Source organism: Hoeflea sp. (genome assembly GCF_039975035.1).
Classification (GTDB): domain Bacteria; phylum Pseudomonadota; class Alphaproteobacteria; order Rhizobiales; family Rhizobiaceae; genus Hoeflea.
The window spans coordinates 1-20,222 of sequence record NZ_JBDWHW010000042.1 but is presented as its reverse complement, the minus strand read 5'-3'; the positions used below and the strand labels follow the sequence as shown (position 1 = coordinate 20,222).

Genomic DNA, 20,222 nt, shown 5'->3' with positions numbered 1-20,222 from the left:
TGACAATGCAGGTTCTGTCGCATTTCTTTGTAGGATTTGGTTCTCGATAGCGACGTTTGGCACTGTTACAAACCGGGCTGCGATCAAAATCCGGGATCTGGTGGCATGACCAATTCACCCGTGATCCTCTCTGTCGCCGCCATCGATTTCCAGCCGGTGTGAGTGACCATGCGGTTTGGCTCTATTTTCGGTTCCCGCTCAGTCTGCGCTTGGTTGAGGATCTGCTGGCAGCGTGTGTCGTTATTGTCTCGCACCAGACTGTCAGACTGTGGGCGGGGAAGTTCAGCCGGCAGGCTTCCTGACAAACGGCACCTTGATGAGGTTGTGATAACGGTCACGGGCAAGAAGCATTGGCTCTGGCGCGCCGTTGATCAGGAGGTCTCGTCCTTGACGTCCTTGTCCAGAGTTGACGCTATGCCAAAGCTGTCAAGCGCTTGATGCGAAAGCTCATGGATGGGCAAGGCGTTCGCCGCATGTGATGATCACCGACAAGCTGCGTCATCCCTGGATAATCCAGATATAGGGCCAACGTGAGGGCATCGGCGTGGACCGTCATCCCCATGCAGTCATTCCAAATGGGTGGCACGATACCGTAGGAGATGCGTGCAGGATCATCGGGTTGTCTTTTCGTCCGGATTGACCCAGGGCAGCGTGACGATGACAGTAAACCCGGTTTTGTCCGTCCTGTTCTCAAATTCGACAGTTCCACCGTGCAGCGCGGCAATGCGTGCGACGATCGACAGTCCCAGCCCGCACCCCTGCTGTCCATTACCTGCCACACGGTAGAACCTGTCGAACACGCGATCGCGCAGGTCCGGGGCAATGCCGGGGCCACTGTCGCAAACCCGCAGTATGACAGCCTGACCGGAGGTTTCGACAGAGGCGGTCACTTCGCCCCCTGCCGGGGTATAGCGAATCGAGTTATCAAGCAGATTGCGAACCAGGATGCGAAGCAGATCGGCATTCCCGATCACGACGGCCCGATCGCAAGATGCGTTGGCGACGCCAAGATCCAGACCGTCCGCAACCGCCTTGGGCACTGCCGCCGCGACACATTCGATCACCAGATCGACAAGTTCCACCGGCGCCGCGGCACCGGCGGCTGCATCCTGATCGAGTTGCGACAACACCAGCAGTTGCTCGACCAGTCGAGTGCCGCGGTCGGCGCCTTCGATCACCCCGTCAAGTGCTGCAGCGCATTTATCCCGATCACGCTCCTGCCGGGCAACCTGGGCATGGGTCTTGATCGCGGCAAGCGGGGTGCGCAACTCATGCGCGGCATCGGCAGCAAAGTGGCGTTCGCGTTCAAGAAGCTGTGCAATCCGTCCAAACAATCGGTCAAGCGCACCAAGAAGCGGTTGGATTTCGTCCGGTGCATCGCCGACGTCAAGTGGTTGCATGTCATTGGGACGGCGTCGTTCGACGGCGTTGGTGACGACCCGCAACGGTCTAAGCCCCCAACCCACCGACAACCAGATCAGACCTGCCAGAAGCGGAATTGCAAACCACAGCGGATGCAGAATGTGAATTGCCACCAGATCGGCGAACTTGCTCTTCACATCATGACGCAGCGCCACCTCGACAGAGCGCCCTGCGCTATCTGATGTTCCGAACACGCGCCAGATTTGGCCGGCGGAGGATCTATCGTGAAACCCTGGTTGCCAACGGCCCGCCGGAAAACCCGGCGAGCCCACGAACACGGCTGACGCGCTGCCTGCACCTGCATGAACACGGAAGGAAATTATTTGATCGGCATCGACGTCCTGCTGACGCTGCATCGTATTAGCCAGATCACCCTGCGGCAGGCGGTCGAGCAGGACAATAAGAAGATCGGCCGACTGCTCAAGGTGGGTGTCCAGCATCTCGTCAATCAGGTGTCTCGTGTCGAGATAGGTGAAGAATGCCGTGGCCAGCCAAGCCGCGATGATGCTGCCGCCGAGAATCATCATCAGGCGTTGGCGCAACGAACGGATCAATTGTTGCCCGCCGTAATGGTGTAACCCACGCCCCTAATCGTGCGAATTAGATCCGCATATAGTTTCCGGCGCAGATTGTGGATGTAGACTTCGATCGTGTTACTGCCGATCTCCTCACCCCAGCCATAAAGACTTTCTTCCAGCTGTCCACGGGTGCGTACCCGCCCGGCGTTCATCATCAATTCCTGCAATGTGGCAAATTCGCGTGCAGAAAGCTCTACCGGAGCGCTATCCAGAAAAACCTTGTGACTGGTGAGATCCAGTACAATTCGCCCATGATGCAGAAGCGGACCTGTCGCCCCCTTTGAGCGGCGCAGCAAAGCGCGCAACCGTGCCTGCAACTCGGTCAAATCGAATGGTTTGACCAGATAATCGTCAGCACCCGCATCAAGCCCGGCAACCCGGTCGGCAAGAGTCTCGCGAGCGGTCAGAACAAGGACCGGGATCGAATGCTTCGACGCCCGCAGCCGACCGAGCAACGTCAACCCGTCCATCCCCGGCAGACCTAAGTCCAGAACCACCGCATCATAGCAGATACTGTGCAGCGCAGTTTCAGCATCTATCCCGTCTAAGGTCCAGTCGACCGCCCAGCCGGCCTGAACAAGCCCTGCGGATACGCCCTTGCCCAAAAGGGTGTCGTCTTCGACCAACAGAATACGCATCGTCCTAATGAACCTTGATTTCCACGGTTTCACGCCGTCTGGACACTGAACGTCAGAACCGGCTCAGAGACAAGTGCGGGCCGCGATCAGTCGCAGCGGCCCGCGGGACTTGTGGCTCTGACTGCCCGGATTAATCCAACGGCTGCCAGCCGGGATGCTCGAAATGCTCGCCATAGGCATTGAGAGCCTGCACGATCCTCACCGCGCCCGCGCGGCGCTCGCTTCCCTCTTCCATATCGAATGCACCTTCAATGACCTGGCCGAGGACGCTGTGCAATTGCTCATCGACCTCTGGTTCCAGTACGCAATTCTCGATCATGAAGTCGGTTTGCTCGATCACCACCGCCGCCAGCGACTTGTAGTCGTCGGTCGGCAGGCGATCTTCGTGGATCGCGACAAGTTGTCCGGCGAGCGCGGTACGAATGGCCTCCATTCCCTGGTGCATATTGGCGTCGCCCTGCCATTTCTCACCCGCATTCAGCGACAGGGCAAGCTCGCTCGCGGCATGCTCCTGGTGAGAAGTGGTCTCCGCCAAGCCGGAACCGGCGGACAGAGAAAGCACAAGCCCGAACAAGACGGGTGCAATGTGTTTTACCGTAATCATTCTGAATCTCCTTTGAGGACAGTTTAGGCGTCCCGATGGACGCTCTGCGCCCTGTCTGGTCTCGGTTCCTTAAATGCCGCTTAAGTCCACCGCCCGAACAACCCGAAACGGGGTGTGAGAATTCTCGGCGACGAGATTGTGATCAATCAACTGCGCTCGCCTGCTGCCGCGCCGCACAATTTCAGCAATGACGGCCCGTGCATGTCGCGCAAAAGTGTCCCGCGGTTTTGCGATTACGACATGCAGAAACAAGAACTGACGCGCGTCAGCTGACTCCGTTTGAATGCGACGTGCGTTCGCAGGAAACTGATCGCTGCGCAGACAACCGCGTTGAGAATTCTCGCTGGCGTTTCGAAGGTGGGAACAGGTGATGTTGCGCCTTCCATGAATGCAACGTTTGACACTGTCACAAACCGGATTGCGATCAAAATACGGAATCTGGTGGCATGACCAATTTCCCCGTGATCCCTCTGTCGCCGCTATCGATTTCCAGCCGATGTGAGTGCCCATGCGGTTGTGATCACGGTCACGGGCAAGAAGCATTGGCTCTGGCGCGCCGTTGATCAGGAGGATCTCGTCCCTTGACGTCCTTGTCCAGAGCTGACGCTGTGCCAAAGCTGCCAAGCGCTTGATGCGAAAGCTCATGCAAGGGCAAGGTGTTCGCCATCTGTGATGATCTCCGACAGGCTCTGGTCCTATTATGCGGCGAAGCGGGAGATCATGCCCGGCGTCGCGCATCGCTCGCACAAAGGTCTGAACAATCGGGCTGAAAACTCCCATCAGCCGATCATCGCGAGCTGCGGGCAATCGCCATGGACACTTGGCATCAGATCGCACGCCTTCGCCCCATCCGAACCAAAGCGACAATCCAAATTGTGTCTTCGCAACGTAAAGTTTGCAGTGCCCTGTCATTTGCTAAAAGCACTATCGAGGTTACCGTGATGGTCAACCCGCTTTGATCAACGCCCGAAAAACGGTCTCGCGGTGCAGCATCCCGACAAGACGGTCTTTGTCCAGTATCGGAAAACTCCGAAAGGGAAGTTCCAGAAACGCTTCGGCAGCCGAAACCATATCGGTGCCAAGATCCAGCGTAGCCGGCGTTGCGCTCATGACATCGCCCACGCAGCCGTTCCATTCCCGATAATAGCTGGCCAGAAGGGCAGGACGGAAACAATCCTTCTGGGTCAGGATCCCCAATAAGGATCCAGTGTCATCAGTGACGGGCGCGGAGGCGGTGCCTGTGTCTGCCAGTTGCGCGGCAGCGCGACGAATCTGCGTTTCCGGTCGCAGAATTAACGGTGCGGTTTCAACCAGCGAGTCGATGGGTCCCACGGTCATCGCCGAGACTCGGCGGGGCGACGTGGGCACCCTTCGCAGGCGATGTCCTTCATGCAAGACATGCCGCCACACGATCCGCGCAACGGCCCGCGCCCCAACGCCAATCCCAGCGCGAGCCCGCCCACCGCCAGAAGGAAGATCATCAGAACCAGAACAATTTCCATCGCGTGCCTCCTACAGCATGTATCGTTCAAAGCCGCCGGTCGTGACCTGGCGCAGGCCATCCGCCTCGGCAAAGATGAGCAGTGCGGTGATCCCGTTGCGACTTGCGAGGTCTGGCCCGGTATCGCCTGCCGCCATCAGCGCCGTGGCCCATCCATCGGCGATCATCCCGCTGTCCGAAAGAACCGAGACAGACGCCAGCGTTCCGACAGCAGGCCTCGCCCGATGGGGATCGATGATGTGACCCTGGCGGTGCCCGCCCAGATCAAACCCTTGCGCACGGTTGCCTGAGGTTGCCACCGCCATGCCGTCCAGCCGCATCACCGCCGCCCCGCCGGTTTTGCCCGGTCGGGGATCCTCGATCGCGACTTGCCAGTCACGCCCGGACGGGTGATGACCGCGTGCGGCAAGTTCCCCGCCGAGATCGATCAGGAAATCTCCCTGACCGGCGGCAATCAAGAGGTTGCGCATCAAATCCAGCGCATGTCCCTTGGCGATGCCGCAGGGATCCATTGTCAGTCCGGCATCGTCCTTGGACAGGTGGTTGTCTTCGATGTGCAGGCCGGTCCACCTTCCTCCAGCGCCCACGATCGGGCCAAATCCCAGACGTTGGACCAGCGGACCGACAGTGGGGTCAAACCAACCATCGCTTGCTTGCGCAATCTCCAGCGCCGAGGAGGCGACAAGCGCCGTCTGAGCTGACAGATCTTTGAACTCGGCGGTACGGTTGAACGCGGAAATCTCACTGTCGGCGCGCCAGGGCGACATCAGATGGTCGATGTCAGCCAACAATGCCTCAAGTGCAGGGCGCAAGGCGGCGGTGCCAATCAAGCCGGGCAGGGTGACGCGCCAGCTGCTGCCGAAAGCCTGTCCGTCGATATGCTGGACTGCCGGCGCGGCGCGCAGAATGGTAGGGGCAACTACCAGCGCTGCACCGCTCAACGCCAGAAAACCGCGCCGGGTCGGAGGAGGTGAATATCTGCTCATCGCGTTACACTCCGAAATCGTCGTTGAAGATGGATTGCGGTTCGACCCCCAGCCGCTCCAGCATGGCCAGCACAGCCGAGATCATCACCGGGGGACCGCACAGATAATATTCGCAATCCTCGGGCGCGGGGTGGTTTTTCAGCGCGGCGCGAACGGTATCGTGGATAAATCCGGTGGCGCCGGTCCAGCGGTCGCCGGGGGCCGGATCGGATAGGGCCGGCGTCCAGCTGAATTGTGGATGCGCGGCAGCAATTGCGTCGAATTCCTCGGTATAGAACAGATCGGCGGCAGTCCGTGCCCCGTAGAAATAGCGCATGCTGCGGGCCGTGCCCTGGCCGATCTGTTCGTGGATCATCGCTCTGAGGGGCGCCATGCCGACGCCGCCGCCGATAAAGATCATCTCGCGGTGCGTGGGCTGAACGTGGAAATCCCCAAAGGGCCCTGACGCCTCGACCGAGGCACCGGGTTTCAGCGCGAACAGCCAGCTTGAAACCACACCGGGGGGGATTTCAAGCTCTCGACCTGCGGGTGGCACGGCAAGCCGGATATTGAACACAGCGCGGCGGCCGTCCTCGGGCCGGCTGGCGATGGAATAGGCGCGCGTCACCGGCGCGTCGGAGGATCTGTGCATGTCTTGCCAACCGGCATGGCGCCATGCGTCGCGGAACGGTGCTTCGACCTCGATGTTGTTAAAATCCAGCCGATAGGCCGGTGACGTCAGTTGCATGAAGCTCCCGGCGCGGAAATCGAAAGGCTGGTCTTCGGGAAGGTCCAGAACCAGTTCGCGGATCAGGGGGGCAAGCTGGCGGTTCGAAACCACTGTGCAGGTGAAGCCGGACGCATCCATGAAATCCTGCGGAACGGTGACAGAGCAGGGGCCGCGCAGCACGGTCTGGCAGGCAAGTCGCAGGCGCGCCTTGCGCTCGGCGGCTGACAGTACGCCCTTTTCGGTGGCCTGAGGCAGGCCCGCGCCTTCGCCCTCGACAGTGACCCGGCACAAGCCGCAGGTGCCCGATCCGCCGCAGGCCGCCGGAATGCCTATACCGGCGCCCTGCAACACCCCAAGCAGGCGGTCGCCCCGCAAGGCTTCGATGGTGGTGGTTTCGTTGACGGTGATTGCCAGCGCCTCGGCCGGGATCAGCCGCCGCCGGGTGATCAGCAGCGCCATCGTCAGTGCAAGGATCAGCAGTACGACAACCAGCGTGCCCAGTGCAATTTCCATCATGACGCCACCATCTGCGCGAAGGCCGAAAAGCCGAGCGACATCATTCCGGCGATCACGAAGGTGATGCCAAGCCCGCGCAGCCCGTCGGGCAGGTCGGCATAGGCCAGCCGTGTGCGGATCGCACCCAGCATGATCACGGCGACGGCAAATCCGGTACCCGCCCCCAGCCCGAACACCGCCGATTCGGCCAGATCATATTTCCGCTCAACCATGAACAGACTGCCACCCAGGATCGCGCATTGCACGGTAAGCAGCGGCAGGAAGACACCGAAGGCCGTGTAGATAGCCGGAAAATAGCGATCCAGCACCATTTCCAACAGTTGCACCACGGCCGCGATCACCCCGATGAAGGCAATCAGCGACAGATAGGACAGATCCAGGCCGGGCATCCCGGCCCATCCCCATGCGCCCGGGGCAAGCAGCAGCGCGTAGATCACATGGTTTAGCGGCACCGTCACGCCCAACACCGCAATCATCGCCACGCCCAGCCCCACCGCCGAGGACGGGCGCCGAGACAGCGCGATGAAGGTGCACAGCCCCAAAAAGAAAGTCAGCGGCATGTTCTCGACAAAGGCTGCATACAGGAACAGCGAGCCGAGAGCGCTCATGTCCGGTCCTCCACGGTATCAGGCGCGACGTGTTCGGGCGCCTCGATTTGTGCGGGCAGCACGCTGCGCACCGCCCAGACCAGCCCGCCGAGCAGAAAAAAAGCGCTGGGCGCCATCAGCATCAGGTTCAGTGGCGTGAACCAGCCTCCCTGATCCACCGTCGGCAAGACCTGATAACCAAGCAGAGACCCCGCGCCGAACAGTTCACGGATCGAGCCGATCACGATCAGCACCAGCGAATACCCCAGCCCGTTGCCAAGTGCATCAACCATGGCCGGGACCGGCGGGTTCAGGCGCGCGAAGCTTTCGCTGCGTCCTAGAACAAGGCAATTGGTGGTGATCAGGCTGACGAACACCGACAGCTTGCGGCTGATTTCGGGCAGATAGGCCTGGAGAACCTGATCGATCACGATCACGAGGGAGGCGATGATGACGATCTGTATGATCAGCCTGATTGCATTGGGAATGTGCCTCCGAATCAGGCTGATGATGCCCGCGCCCATGACCACAACCGCCGTCAGCGCGGCGGACATGGTCAGTGCCGTCGCCAGGGATGTCGTCACTGCCAGCGCCGAACAGATGCCGAGAATCTGCAGCGTCACCGGGTTCTGGCGGATGAGCGGGTCGGTCAGAACGGACCACAGAGCGGGACGGGCCATTTCCTAGTACTCGCCGCGCTGAATCGCGGAAATCAGTGGGCCGTAGCCGTCTGGTCCCAGCCAGAACCGCACCATCCTCGTGATTGCGTTGCTGGTGCGAGTGGCCCCGGTGATGCCGTCCACCTCATATTCATTGCCGGACGCCCCGCGCGCCACCGCGAAGCGAATGTCGCCCGAAGCATCTGCAACCTTGGTGCCGGGGAATTGCGACAGCCATGCGGGTTCTTCGATCCGCGCCCCCAAGCCGGGGGTTTCGGACTGTTCGGTGATTGCAAGACCCGCAATGGTGGTCATGTCAGCCGCCAGAGCGAGGATGGCGTTGATCGGGCCGTTGTATCCAGACCCGCTGATCGGCAGGATCGCCAGCGATACATCGCCGCTGTCGTTGCGCAGCAGATAGATTTGTACATAATTCGGGCGATTGCCCAGGCCAGCCAGATCTGCGGATTGTTCCAGTCCGGTCCAGTTTGCAGAATCGTCCAGTGCGGCTGGCAAGGTTTCGGGCGTGACATCGGCGGCGGCGGCACCGCGCGCCAGATCGACGACAACAGTGCCGAGCCTGCCACCCGATTGTTGCAGCAGCGCCGACATTCCGGGGATGCCCGCCACCAGCGATTCAAGTCTTGCCTGTTGTTCGGCCGCGCGGTTCATGGTCTGAATCGGGCGCAGTAGCACGGTTGCGCCGCTGACCATCAACGCGCAGATGCCCGAGACGAGAAAGGCGATTACCACCGTCTTGGTGCGGCTTTCGTTAGGCAGGGCCAGCATCCGGCGCCACGCATTGATCGGGTTCAAGTCAGCCATGCCGTCGTTTCCTTCGCGCAAGCCATGCTGCGATGGCGATTTCATCAAGCAACGGTGCGGCCAGCGACACCAGAAGCGCCGCGGACACCGCCATCTGCATTGGCGCGGCAAGATCCCACCACGCTGCGAACAGGACCATCAGTGCGCCGTAGAGCAACCCGTTCAGCCAGCCGCCCATGCGGGTCGACGCGCTGGCCACAGGGTCGGCGACCAGCAGCACCAGCGCAATACCGGCGGCGGGAAGCAACGGCTTCATCGGCAGTCCGGCCCAATACGCCAGGCCGCCGACAAGTGCCGCTCCAACCACGATGCGTGCAGGGAGCACTCCGGCCACGATTCCGATCAGTGCCGCTGGAATCGCTGCCCATGCCACCGGTAACGGCAGTTCTGGCCAAGCGGCGGCGGGAAAGCCAAAGCCGAGAAATGCAAGCGTCACCGTCGCGGGGTTCAGCACATTGCGCCCCCAGCCCCCCATCACCAGTTCGGCCATGACGGAGCCAAAGCTGATGGCTAGAACCATCTGAAACATGCTCAAGTCTGGCGGTGCCATCATCGCCACGGCCAGAGCGGTCAACGCCCCGGCAAAGGATGGCTGTTGCGCGCGCGCCAGCATGAACACCAGATGCCAGAGTCCTGACAGCGACAGCGTCAGAACCAACCGGCCCAAGGCCGCAGTGCCGCCGTACCAAAGCCAGGCCAGCGCCATCGGCATCACGGCTGCCAGCAACACCAGAGCAACCATCTCGCGATCCCACAGGCCCCGGATCATGCGGCGGCTTCCTCGGTTGCGATGCCTTGCAGCACCGCACGCAGTTGTGCCGAGACGCGCGGCACGGCGCCGGTGATGTAGTCTGCCAAAGCCAGATCCTCTTCCAGTAGTGATAACGCACCCAACCGGGCTGCAGCTTCGGGATCGCCCGAAGCCAGCGCGCGGATCAGGGCGTGGGCGGGGATGTCGCCGCCCAGAGCCTGTTCCAGCGCCGCCGTAGGGATCACCGGCATTGGCCGTGCCGCGCGGCGCAATGCGGCGCCAAACCAATGGCGATGATCGGCACCCGCCGCGCCTGGCAGGACTGTTACCTGCCGGTCGCGCGGCGCCAGCCAATGGGCCTGCTGCCCGTCCAGTGCCGATCCGCTGAACAGACGGTGCGGACCGGGGCGCACAAAGCCGTGCCCCAACCCGCGCAAATCGGCCCCGGATTGACACCGCAGCAGGCGCGGTTCGCGCAGCGCCGCTCCGGTGACGCTGACCAGCCGCGTTTCCGCCAACAGCCCGGTGGCCAGCAAGCCTCCCAGATCCGCAACATCCTCGGCGTGGATGTCCCAGACGGGTGCATCAAGGCGGGCCGGGTGCAGGTGGTGGATCTGGATACCGGCCAGGCCCTGGGGATGCAGGGGGCCGCATTGAACACGGCTGACGCCGGCGGGTACGGGCAGATCGCACCCCTTGCCCACGCAAAGCCAGACCTGACCTGCGGTAAGTCTCTGCAACGCATCCAGACCCATGGCGAAATCTTCTTCCCGACCCTTCAGGGCGGTTCCCGGATCGGGCGCGCCGGGGCGCGTATCAGTGGCCATCACAAAGATCGCGGCTGGGCGTTCACCGCTGTCTGGCATGCGCCCGAAAGGGCGGCTGCGCAGGTTTCGCCACAGCCCGGCGCCCTGCATCAGTCCGCGCAGCGCCGTTTCATCCTGCAGACCGTGCGGATAGTCATGGCGGTGTTCGCCCTCTCGAAACAGGACCAAACGGGTGAGACGACGACCCGGCTTCAGCTCGATTCGGGCCACACGGCCGGCCATGGGAGCAACCAGGGCGATTGTCGGATTGGCACGCAATCGAAGCAGCGGTTGACCCTGGGCAACCAGGGCATCCTCAGTCACCAGCGGCTCGACCCGCAATTCTTCGTTCCGATCGGCCGTGATGGCGGCTTCATCGGTCAGCACGACCGGACAATCCTCGGCGGCGGCAACTGCGACGGGGGGCAGATGAAGGCCTGCGGGAAAGAGATGGGCGAACATCATTCTCCGATCCGTCGTCGGCCTGCCGCACAATATGCGGGTTGGCCGCAACGCTTGGTCTTGTTAACATAGCTTCGTAAGTGCTCAGTCTAGAACGAACCTATCGAGGCGGATACCCATGTCTTTTGTAATTCACCGTTTTTGCCTGGCTGCATTGTTGCTTTCTACAGCATTTTTAATGGGTTCGGTGCTGCCCGCCTCGGCGCAGGAAACCGGCGATGACTCATCGGCGGCGCCCGCGATCAAACAATTGGAAGAGGCGTTGGAACCCTATCTGATGCCGAAATCCGGTCCGTTTCGTCCCGATCAGATTGCCATCGGGCAGGCAGCGGCCATCTCGGCATGGGCCCGCTCAGGCCATGCCAATGCCGCATCGGAATCTTTTTCGCACTGGAACGGCGATGGTGAGATCCCGCCGGTCTGTGCGACCTGTCATGCTGGTGCGGGCTTCCGTTCGCTTTACGGGTTGGACGGCAGCGCACCTGGCGTTCCTGAGCATCCGGTGCCGACCGGCGGAGTCGTCGATTGCGATACCTGCCACAACCCCGGCCTGTCCAAGATCGAAGCCGTGCGCTTCCCCAGCGGCCTGATCCATCCTGTCCAGCCGGGAGAGGCGTCGTGCCTGACCTGCCATCAGGGCCGCGCAGCAGGCGCCACGGTCGAAAACGCGGTGGGCGACATGGCCGACGATGCGCCGAACCCGGATTTGGGCTTCATCAACCCGCATTATGCGGTTGCCGCTTCGACCTGGATGGGCGGTTATGGCGGCTCGGGCTATCAGTATCCCGGCAAGGATTATTCGGGTCGCTTTTTCCATGCCCGCCCCGTCGCCAGTTGCGCGTCGTGCCACGAGCCTCATTCGCTGGAGGTGGCCGAACGAACCTGCATGACCTGTCACGCACAATCGGCCACGAAAGACATCCGCCTGTCGCGGCTCAGCTATGATGGCAGCGGCGATCTTTCCAAGGGAATCAGCGCCGACATCGCGGCCAACGCGGGTGTATTGAAGCAGATGCTTGCAGACTATGCGACCGACGTGGCAGGCGTGCCGCTGGTCTATGACGGACACCGCTATCCGTATTTCTTTGCCGACGCCAACGGGGACGGTCGTGCCGACCTGACCGGAGACAACCCGGTGGCCTACAAGGCCTGGACCCCGCGCCTGCTGAAAGCCGCCTATAACTGGAAGTTCGTCAACGCCGATCCCGGTGCCTATGCGCACAACCCGCATTACGCGCTGGAACTGCTTTTCGATTCCATTGAAGATCTTGCCGGGGCTTTGGACCGCGACATGTCCACGCTGGGCATTAAGCGATAAGCAGACGGATTTTAAAGCAGCGCGAAACTCCGCCGATAATAAACCAACAGTGCGAGTCCTCGTCCATTTGAGGGTTTAAAATTCGAATTTTGTGGGTGCGCTCGATAGTCCTTATGATATTTCAATGTCATGGACATCGTACTGATCACAACCGTCATCGCATCGCTCTTCCTCGTTATTGGAGCAGCGGAGCCGCTGGCGGCGCGCTTGCGTCTGCCTTACACCGTGATTTTGGCGGTGATCGGCATTCTGATCGGTGTAGCCGCGCTGTTTTTCCTGCGGACCGGCTTGACGGATGTGCTGAACCCGATGGCCGAAGCAATTCTTGGCCTACCGATCAGATCCAACGTGTTTCTCTATGTCTTCCTACCCACGCTGTTATTCCAGGCGACTCTGGGGATGAATCTGCGTCGGATGATCGACGACTGGGTTCCAATCCTGGTGCTGGCAGTCGTGGCCGTGGTCGCAGCTACACTGTCGGTTGGCTACGCGCTTTCATGGGCTAGCACGCTTCCGCTGGCAGCCTGCCTGTTGATTGGCGCCATTGTTTCCACCACCGATCCCTCGGCGGTTGTCTCGATCTTCCGCTCGATCTCCGCGCCACGACGGCTTGCACGGATCATTGAGGGGGAAAGCCTGTTGAACGATGCCGCCGCGATTGCGCTGTTCGGTCTGTTCATGGGGTTTGTCATGTTGGGCGGACAGGATCCCACGTTGAGCGATGCACTGGCCCGGTTTCCGATGCTGATCCTGGGCGGTGTGATCGTTGGCTGGCTGGCCGCGCGCTCTGGCGTCTGGGTGATGGCTGCTTTCGCCCGTTACGAACTCGCGCAGATCTCGATCTCGGTCGCTTTGCCCTATCTGGCCTATATCATTGCAGAACAAAGCGTCGGCGCTTCCGGTGTTATCGCGGTTGTTGTCACGGGTCTCACCTTGAACCTGAGCGGCCCCGGGAGGCTGCCGCCGCAGGCCTGGGTCAACCTGCGCGAGGTCTGGGATCTGCTGGCCCATTGGGCCGGCGCGCTGATCTTCATTCTGGCCGCACTGCTGATCCCGCGGATATTGGAAGAGGTCAGAGGCGAGGATTTTGTCTTGCTCGGCGTGGTGATCCTTGCCGCCATTGCGGCGCGGCTGGTAATCCTGTTTGGGCTTTTGCCGCTGCTTACGATCCTTCATATTTCCCCGGCGGTCGAAAGACCCTACCGGTTCGCGATCTTATGGGGTGGCCTGCGTGGCGCGGTCACACTGGCACTTGCGCTCGCGGTGACCGAAAGTCTTCGGGTGCCGGTTGAGGTCAAGCGCGTCGTTGCCATTCTGGCCACGGGCTTTACGCTATTTACATTGATTGTTCAGGGCACGACGCTCAGATCGGTGATTGGCCGGCTTGGACTGGACCGTTTGTCGCCCATCGACGAGGCGTTGTCGCGTCAGGTTGTGGCGGTGGCTTTGCAAACCGTGCGTGAGGATGTGGCACGCACTGCAGAAAACTATGAATTGACCCACGACATTGTGCGCTCCGAGGCCAAGCAGTTCGGCGAACGACTGGCTTCGGCGGTAAAGGCGGCCGAAGACAGCGCCGACATTATCGACCGGGACCGGGTCACGCTGGGGCTGATCTCGCTGGCCGGATTCGAGCGTGACATGATCCTTGAGCGTGTCCGCGAACGCACGATCTCGGCCCGGATGGCAGAACAGGTTCTGTCGGATGCCGACCGGCTGATCGAAGCCGCCCGGTCTGGCGGGCGCAGCGGCTATCAACGTGCGGCGCGCCAATCGGTCTCCTATGGCCGCGCCTTCCGCGCCGCGGTGATGCTGCACAGCCGTCTGCACGTGTCGGGACCGCTGGCGCGGATGACGGCAGATCGTTTTGAGCAGCTTCTGTCCCAGCGTCTGATCCTGCGGGATCTGGGAGCCTTCATCAATAGCCGCATCCGCCGCATCCATGGCCGGCGGCTTGCCGATCTTCTGCACGAATTGCTGACAAGACGCATCGAGGCCGTGGAAACCGCGCTTGAAGGTCTGCGTCTGCAATATCCAGGATACGCAGAGGAGCTTGAACGCCGCTTCATACGGCGCACCGCATTGCGGCTTGAGGAGCGCGAGTACACCGCCATGCGCGACGATGGTATGATCGGTGCTGAGGTTTATACCACTCTGATGGAGAACCTTACGGCTCGACGTGTGGCTGCGGAAGAGCGCCCACGTCTTGATATAGCGCTCCAGCGCGGGGAGCTTGTGCGTCAGTATCCGCTGTTTGCGGATCTGGACGATGTCACGCTGAAACGGCTGGGTCGGGCGTTCCAGACGCATTATGCGAATGCGGGGGACGTCATCCTGCGCAAGGACGGTTTGGCCAAGAGCGTATTTTTCATCGCCTCCGGCGCGGTGGAACTGGCAAGCGCAGGCCAGACCTGGCGGCTGGGGCGCGGAGAGATGTTCGGCCAGATGGCGATCCTGATGAAGAAGGCGGTGCGCACAGAGGTGCGCGCGATCGCACCATCAACGCTTCTTGTCCTCGACGAGCAGCGCTTCAGACGGCTGCTGTCGCGCAGTACAGCGCTCCAGTCTGCCGTGCGCGCAAGCGCAGAAAAACGCGGGATTGCGCCAGAAGCGCTGCAGCCTGACATGCCGCGCGCACCTTGAGGCAACTGACACAGGCTGCACGAAGCGGAGTATTCTGTGGCTCTGATTGAGTGGACGGCTGAAAAAGGAGCCGCGATTGTTGATAATGCTACACATTCCAGCCGATATGCGTCTGGCGCAGAGCATTTCCATCGCGATGAACAAAGAGCACCGCCAGCGCATGCTTTTTGACCAACAGCGTGGCTTTTCGGGTTCCGGCAACCATCAAGGCCGTGGCCCAGGCATCTGCCTCCATGCAGGTTTCAGTCAGAACCGTGACCGATGCGGCTGCATCCGTCAGTGGCCCGCCGCGTGCCGGATCCATCGTATGCGAGAGCCGTTGCGGACCCGCATCGACCCAATGTCGATAGTCGCCTGATGTGGCCACGGCGCTGTCGTTCAATTCTACAATCGACAGCGGCGCCCGCGCCTCATAATCGGGACGTTCGACGGCGATCGTCCAGGGGCGACCATCGGGCCGCAAGCCACGAGCGCGCATCTCACCATCCACACCGACGAGAGCGTTTTCAATCCCGAGACGATGCAGCACTTTCATCATCTGATCGACTGCATAACCTTTGGCAATGCCCGACAGATCCAGCGTGATGGGAGCCAGTTTGCGGATTAGCAATGCATCTCGATCTAGCTCCAGATGCTCATGCGCCCGGGCGTGGGCTTTGCCCAGCGAAGTACGGATCGCCTGCGTATCCGCTTCTTGCGGCCCGAACCCCCATGCAGTGACGACGTCCCCCATGCCGATGTCGAAGGCGCCATCGGAAAGCTGCCCGATCTCCAGCCCTTTCGAAAGAACCTGCATCAGGTCAGCGGGCGCGGGAAGCCATGTTCCGACCGGCGCGCGGTTGATCCGCATCAGGTCGCTGTCGGGTTGCCAGGTGGACATCTGACGATCCACCACATCCACAGCTTCGGCCAGTGCCGCGCGGACCGGTTCGGGATCGGTCGCGGCGGGGGCATGAAACACAGCGGACCAGCGGGTGCCCATGGTCGGGCCGTTGAGGGCGTGGCGTTCGTAATCAGTAGGTATCTTCGACATAACGTCCCTGTGCTTTCAAGACGGCGGGGGGCAGCCCGGCAGGCATGAGAATATCGGCCAGTGCATCCGCCACGCCGGCGGCCATGTCGCGGCCGCCGCACACCAGGACCTGCGCGCCTTCGCCGATCAGTTTGGCAATCTGTATTGCATCGGCTCGCAGCGCATCCTGCACGTAGAAGCGAGCGCTGGTCCGCGAAAACGCGGTGGTGACCGAAGCAAGACGCCCGTCTTCGCGCCACTCCTGCATTTCCGTTCCGTAGAAGAGATCACTGTCAGGATGTCTTGCTCCGAAATAGAGATGCATGGGGCGGTGCGCGGTGTTGGCACGCGCAAATCCTGCCAGAGGCCCTATCCCGGTTCCCGCACCGATCAGAATGACCGGCTTTCGGTTGCTTGCAGGCCGGAAATCCGGATTGCGGCGGACAAAGCCCTTGACGCTGTCACCGGGAGCAAGGTCCATAAGCTGACCCGAGCAAAGCCCGCCGGGATGGCGGCTGACGCAGATTTCCACAAACCCGTCGTTCTGCCCCGACGCCAGAGAATAAAACCGCGGCACGTGGGATCCTTCGGCAACGATGCCCAGCAGATCGCCAGCGGCGTAACGACCCAGACCACGCCTCGTCAGCCGTGCCCAGAGACCGGATTTCGGCAAGGCAAAGCGCAGAATCGCGGCAGGGGTCTGCATCTCAGCACCATAGTCGCGGCGCGAGATCAGGGTCAGCATATGGCTGGGCGGAATCGCCGGGCTGTGTGACAGGTCCAGTGGCTGGCCAAGTGCCGCGCCCAGATCACGACCCCAACGGGCGAATTCCTGTGGCGACTGGCGGTCCACGGTGGCCATCGGCAACACCGCCTCCCAGCCTTTTTGCTCGGCCATCCTGGCCACATCGGCGGCATAGGCGCAAAAATCCGGAAACTGCCTGTCGCCAAACCCCAGCACAGCCAGCGGCATCGCCGGGGCCTTTGGCAAAGCCGCCAGCCGATCAAGGAACCCTTTGGCCGAAGCCGGAGCCGTGCCCTCGCCATAGGTGGCGGCCAGTACGATTACCTGTTCGGCCTGCCTGTATCTGTCCGGCGAAAACTGCGCCATCGGTGCGGCGTGAACCTTGCGGCCTGCCTGCGTCATTGCACCATGCAATGTCGCTGCAAAACCCCAGGTGCTGCCACCTTCGCTGCCAACCAGCAGGATGGTATCGGCCTGTGCCGCAGGCACGTTGCCCTTGATCCGGGGGCGCGCACGGCGGGCCTGCAGCCACAGCACCACGCCTGTCACGGCCATGAACGGCGCACCTAGCGCCATCAGCCCCAAGACCAGCCCCAGCCACGCCATGCCTTGCCCGGTGTGCAGCATGTAGATGGTTTCGTTCATCCGTTGCCAGGTGCCGGCATCGGTCCAGGCCAGCACAGCCCCGGTGCCCTGGTCAAGATATCCTTCTCCACCGGCGGTCTTGAGCGTGAATACATCCGTCGGGTCTCCCGGATAGGGGAAGGTCAGTTCGCGCAATGAGTTGACTGGCGTTTCGCGCAGCAGCGCCATGGCACCGGGGGCGGCACCTGTCTGGCCGCTGACCTCGGTTGGAAACGCCGGAACGCTGTTTTGCGGGAGCAAGTCAAAGGTGCTGGCTGTCATCAACAGCGCAGTGATCGAGGAGAGCAGTAAACCGGCGACGGTCAGCCGCGCCACTTCGACATGCAACCGTCCCATCAGCGGGCCACGCAAGCGTGAGAAGAAGCGGCGCCAGCCCCCGACCCGGCGGGCAGTCAGCATCAGGCCCGAGATCGACAGCACCAGAAGCGCCGCCGCCCCCGCCGCTGCGCTCAGCCGCCCGGCATCGTCCAGAAACAGCGAGCGGTGCAGATTGGTCATCCACCGCTGAAAGGCGGAAGCTTCATACGCCGCGACGCCGGAGCCGGTGGCGGGGTCGATGATGGCGGCGCCGGGCCGACCTGCGTCAAAATAGAACGCAGTGATCCGCCCCGATGGCGCGCGGCGGATCTGTTCAACGCCGGGATAGGCATTGGCGATGCGATCGGCCAGAGTGGCGACCGACAGTGTTGGTTCGGACTGCGCCGGTGCCTGTACGACCTCCAGCGCAGGAAGAAGGCTCAGCGCCGCACCGCTGAGTGTCATCACGACGATCAGCAATGCCGCGATCAGTCCGGGAAATTTGTGCAGGGCGCGCAGCATGGCAGGGCTCCTTTGGTGGGCTTACATGTCGTAGGTGAAATCGCGGATGTAGCGGCGGCCGGAAACCGGCTGGCCCGCACCGGTTGTGCTCAGCGGGACGGCCACTTCGGAGGGGCTGTCGCGCATGTCTTCGGCCGAGGCATCAATGTGGAGTTGATATCCCGCATCAAACAGCGCATCCGCCAGATCGAGCGTGATCTTCAGCTGCCGCCCCGCGCCAACGCTGGCGCCGGTTATCCCGTTGATCTCGGCAGGGTTTCCAGCGGTCGCACGATACCAGTCACTGAGATGGGTGTAGTATTTCGACTTGCCCCCGGCCATCCAGAGGCTGCCTTTATAGACGCCCTGGGCATCGGTTACATAAAGTGCGAGATAGGCGCCATCGCCGCCATACTGGGTCAGAGTGGTGGTTAGCGTCACAGGGCGGGCCAGCACCGGACCCGTCAGGGCAGTTGTCAAGGCGAGTAAAGCAAGCAGGGTTTTCATCGTAAATCTCCAGGGTGGGTTGTTTGAGGCTCTGTCTGGTTGAGCTGGCTGATGTCTTCCCGAGGCGGAGAGACAATTCACTTCAGTCTGCCTTCAGAATTTGCGCGGCAACAAAAAGCCCCGCCGCGCCGAAAGCGGCGACGGGGTATGGTGGGCTGGGCTAAAAAGAAAGTTCCAGGCGGGATCAGTGGGGTTTATTGTACCACTGGCTTGGTTCCAGGCGTGAAGAGCCCGTTTGCGGGCGGCTGTACTGATCCTGCCGGAAGCGCGGGTTTATTGTGCCCCCTGTTATCGTCGTGATCGTTATCCTCGTATTCCATATCGACGATCGCCAGGGTCGCGGGGTCGACCTTGACCTCGATTTCGCGCCCTTGCGCATCACGCCCATCAATCTCGTAACAGCCATCGTCGGTCTTGATACGGCGTACCGTCCAGCCCTGCGCTTCGGCCATTTTCTGGACAGCCTCACGCGGTTGCCAATCCGCCATAGGCACCCGACAATCATCGTCATCGGCCAAGGCGATGCCCGCCCCGCCGAGGCCGCCAATCAGCGTTATGGCGATCAGATATCTCTTCATTTTGTCGACTCCTTAAACCCTCGTTGAGGCTGTCTTATTGACTGCTGATGTGACGCCAACCTTAAGACCTGCGACTATCCGCTTCAGGTGCGCTTCAGAATCGCAGGCGCTAAAGTGGTCTGCTCTCAAACGGATAGGACAGAACATGCGGGTGCTGCTGATCGAGGATGACTTGGTATTGGGGGCTGCCGTGCGCGACCAGATTGCTGCCGATGGCCATTCGATTGATTGGGCCACCCGGTTGGATGCGGCAGACGAATATCTCGCCGTGGCTGTGTATGACCTGATCCTGCTTGATCTCATGCTGCCTGATGGGCGTGGCCAGACGTTTCTCACCTCTCTTCGGACGCGGGGTAACGTAACGCCTGTGATCATCATGACTGCGCTTGATCAGATCAGCGACCGGATCGAGGGGCTGAATGCCGGCGCCGACGATTACATGGTCAAGCCTTTCGATCTGAGCGAAATGTCGGCGCGCGTGGCAGCGGTTGCGCGCCGTTATTCCGGCAACCCTAATCCTCTGGTCAAGATAGCTGATCTGGAAATTGACCTTGCGGCGCGATCCGTCCGGCGTGACGGTAAATCAGTGGCGCTGACCGCCCGCGAATGGGTGCTCCTGGAGGCATTCGTCCAACGCCCGGGGCAGCTCCTGTCCAAGGCGCAATTGGAAGACCGGCTCTATTCCTTCGAAACCGAAATCGAGAGCAACACCATCGAGGTCCATGTCAGTCACTTGCGCAAGAAGCTCGGACGTGAACGGATCGACACGGTCAGGGGGTTGGGTTACCGATTTGGTGCGGCATGAGAATGCCCGGTTCTCTGCAGGGACGATTGGCGCTGACACTTGGATTGGGGCTGACCATCCTCTGGCTGTCCACTGCATGGATCACCGCCACCTTGTTGCGAAGCGAAATGAACGAGGTGTTTGATTC

The 20,222-nt window shown here is 61.4% G+C and carries 19 protein-coding genes and 2 pseudogenes; 5 read left to right on the top strand and 16 right to left on the bottom strand.

The features are described 5' to 3' along the window. Positions 1-95: 95 nt before the first annotated feature. Positions 96-499 (top strand): annotated as a pseudogene (locus tag ABJN75_RS03095) (DDE-type integrase/transposase/recombinase); the annotation flags it as partial. Positions 500-611: 112 nt separating this feature from the next. Here the strand turns inward: ABJN75_RS03095 and ABJN75_RS03090 are convergent. The 3 genes from ABJN75_RS03090 to ABJN75_RS03080 form a co-directional block, all read right to left on the bottom strand. Beyond that, the gene (locus ABJN75_RS03090) at positions 612-1,976 is read right to left on the bottom strand and encodes an ATP-binding protein (protein ID WP_348436743.1); all 1,365 of its coding nucleotides are present in this window, start codon (positions 1,974-1,976) and stop codon (positions 612-614) included. After that, positions 1,973-2,638: a response regulator gene (locus ABJN75_RS03085; RefSeq protein ID WP_348436741.1), complete on the bottom strand. Its 666-nt coding sequence runs from the start codon at positions 2,636-2,638 to the stop codon at positions 1,973-1,975. Before ABJN75_RS03085 ends, ABJN75_RS03090 begins: the two co-directional genes overlap by 4 nt. A 130-nt stretch (positions 2,639-2,768) precedes the next feature. After that, entirely contained in the window at positions 2,769-3,242 is a 474-nt protein-coding gene (locus ABJN75_RS03080; protein WP_348436739.1) for a hypothetical protein, read from the bottom strand. A gap of 513 nt (positions 3,243-3,755) precedes the next feature. Here ABJN75_RS03080 and ABJN75_RS03075 point away from each other — a divergent pair. Further along, a pseudogene (locus tag ABJN75_RS03075) lies at positions 3,756-4,078 on the top strand (DDE-type integrase/transposase/recombinase); the annotation flags it as partial. Positions 4,079-4,187: 109 nt separating this feature from the next. On the opposite strand, the gene ABJN75_RS03070 reads toward ABJN75_RS03075, so the two are convergent. The 9 genes from ABJN75_RS03070 to ABJN75_RS03030 are packed head-to-tail and all read right to left on the bottom strand — an operon-like array spanning position 4,188 to position 11,047. Continuing rightward, positions 4,188-4,580, bottom strand: a complete 393-nt coding sequence (locus ABJN75_RS03070) for a CBS domain-containing protein (RefSeq protein ID WP_348436737.1) — start codon at positions 4,578-4,580, stop codon at positions 4,188-4,190. Further along, a complete protein-coding gene (locus tag ABJN75_RS03065) occupies positions 4,577-4,744 on the bottom strand; it encodes a hypothetical protein (RefSeq protein ID WP_348436735.1) in 168 nt (55 codons plus the stop codon). Before ABJN75_RS03065 ends, ABJN75_RS03070 begins: the two co-directional genes overlap by 4 nt. A 10-nt stretch (positions 4,745-4,754) precedes the next feature. Continuing rightward, positions 4,755-5,729, bottom strand: coding sequence for an FAD:protein FMN transferase (locus ABJN75_RS03060; RefSeq protein ID WP_348436733.1), 975 nt, complete (start codon positions 5,727-5,729; stop codon positions 4,755-4,757). A 4-nt stretch (positions 5,730-5,733) separates the two neighbouring features. Then, positions 5,734-6,954, bottom strand: coding sequence for an NADH:ubiquinone reductase (Na(+)-transporting) subunit F (nqrF, locus tag ABJN75_RS03055; protein ID WP_348436731.1), 1,221 nt, complete (start codon positions 6,952-6,954; stop codon positions 5,734-5,736). After that, on the bottom strand, positions 6,951-7,562 hold the full coding sequence (nqrE, locus tag ABJN75_RS03050) for an NADH:ubiquinone reductase (Na(+)-transporting) subunit E (RefSeq protein ID WP_348436729.1): 612 nt from the start codon (positions 7,560-7,562) through the stop codon (positions 6,951-6,953). Before nqrE ends, nqrF begins: the two co-directional genes overlap by 4 nt. After that, positions 7,559-8,221: an NADH:ubiquinone reductase (Na(+)-transporting) subunit D gene (locus ABJN75_RS03045; RefSeq protein WP_348436727.1), complete on the bottom strand. Its 663-nt coding sequence runs from the start codon at positions 8,219-8,221 to the stop codon at positions 7,559-7,561. The genes nqrE and ABJN75_RS03045 overlap by 4 nt, the downstream gene beginning before the upstream one ends. A 3-nt stretch (positions 8,222-8,224) precedes the next feature. Next, positions 8,225-9,025, bottom strand: a complete 801-nt coding sequence (locus ABJN75_RS03040) for an FMN-binding protein (protein WP_348436725.1) — start codon at positions 9,023-9,025, stop codon at positions 8,225-8,227. Continuing rightward, positions 9,018-9,794: an RnfABCDGE type electron transport complex subunit D gene (locus ABJN75_RS03035; RefSeq protein ID WP_348436723.1), complete on the bottom strand. Its 777-nt coding sequence runs from the start codon at positions 9,792-9,794 to the stop codon at positions 9,018-9,020. The genes ABJN75_RS03040 and ABJN75_RS03035 overlap by 8 nt, the downstream gene beginning before the upstream one ends. Further along, a complete protein-coding gene (locus ABJN75_RS03030; protein WP_348436721.1) occupies positions 9,791-11,047 on the bottom strand; it encodes a Na(+)-translocating NADH-quinone reductase subunit A in 1,257 nt (418 codons plus the stop codon). The genes ABJN75_RS03035 and ABJN75_RS03030 overlap by 4 nt, the downstream gene beginning before the upstream one ends. A gap of 115 nt (positions 11,048-11,162) precedes the next feature. Between ABJN75_RS03030 and ABJN75_RS03025 the strand changes: the two genes are divergently transcribed. Next, a complete protein-coding gene (locus tag ABJN75_RS03025) occupies positions 11,163-12,362 on the top strand; it encodes a cytochrome C (RefSeq protein ID WP_348436719.1) in 1,200 nt (399 codons plus the stop codon). Positions 12,363-12,491: 129 nt separating this feature from the next. Further along, positions 12,492-15,005, top strand: coding sequence for a cation:proton antiporter (locus tag ABJN75_RS03020; RefSeq protein ID WP_348436717.1), 2,514 nt, complete (start codon positions 12,492-12,494; stop codon positions 15,003-15,005). Between the two features lie 88 nt (positions 15,006-15,093). Here the strand turns inward: ABJN75_RS03020 and ABJN75_RS03015 are convergent, their stop codons facing one another. From ABJN75_RS03015 to ABJN75_RS03000, 4 genes are all read right to left on the bottom strand, one after another. Next, positions 15,094-16,038, bottom strand: a complete 945-nt coding sequence (locus ABJN75_RS03015) for an FAD:protein FMN transferase (RefSeq protein ID WP_348436715.1) — start codon at positions 16,036-16,038, stop codon at positions 15,094-15,096. Continuing rightward, positions 16,019-18,226, bottom strand: a complete 2,208-nt coding sequence (locus ABJN75_RS03010) for a PepSY domain-containing protein (RefSeq protein WP_348436713.1) — start codon at positions 18,224-18,226, stop codon at positions 16,019-16,021. Before ABJN75_RS03010 ends, ABJN75_RS03015 begins: the two co-directional genes overlap by 20 nt. Positions 18,227-18,247: 21 nt before the next feature. After that, complete coding sequence (locus tag ABJN75_RS03005) at positions 18,248-18,712, bottom strand: DUF2271 domain-containing protein (protein WP_348436711.1); 465 nt, start codon at positions 18,710-18,712, stop codon at positions 18,248-18,250. 194 nt (positions 18,713-18,906) lie between these two features. Next, positions 18,907-19,290, bottom strand: coding sequence for a PepSY domain-containing protein (locus tag ABJN75_RS03000; RefSeq protein ID WP_348436709.1), 384 nt, complete (start codon positions 19,288-19,290; stop codon positions 18,907-18,909). Between the two features lie 145 nt (positions 19,291-19,435). On the opposite strand from ABJN75_RS03000, the gene ABJN75_RS02995 reads away from it, so the two are divergent. After that, positions 19,436-20,095: a response regulator transcription factor gene (locus tag ABJN75_RS02995; RefSeq protein WP_348436707.1), complete on the top strand. Its 660-nt coding sequence runs from the start codon at positions 19,436-19,438 to the stop codon at positions 20,093-20,095. Positions 20,096-20,222 lie beyond the last annotated feature (127 nt).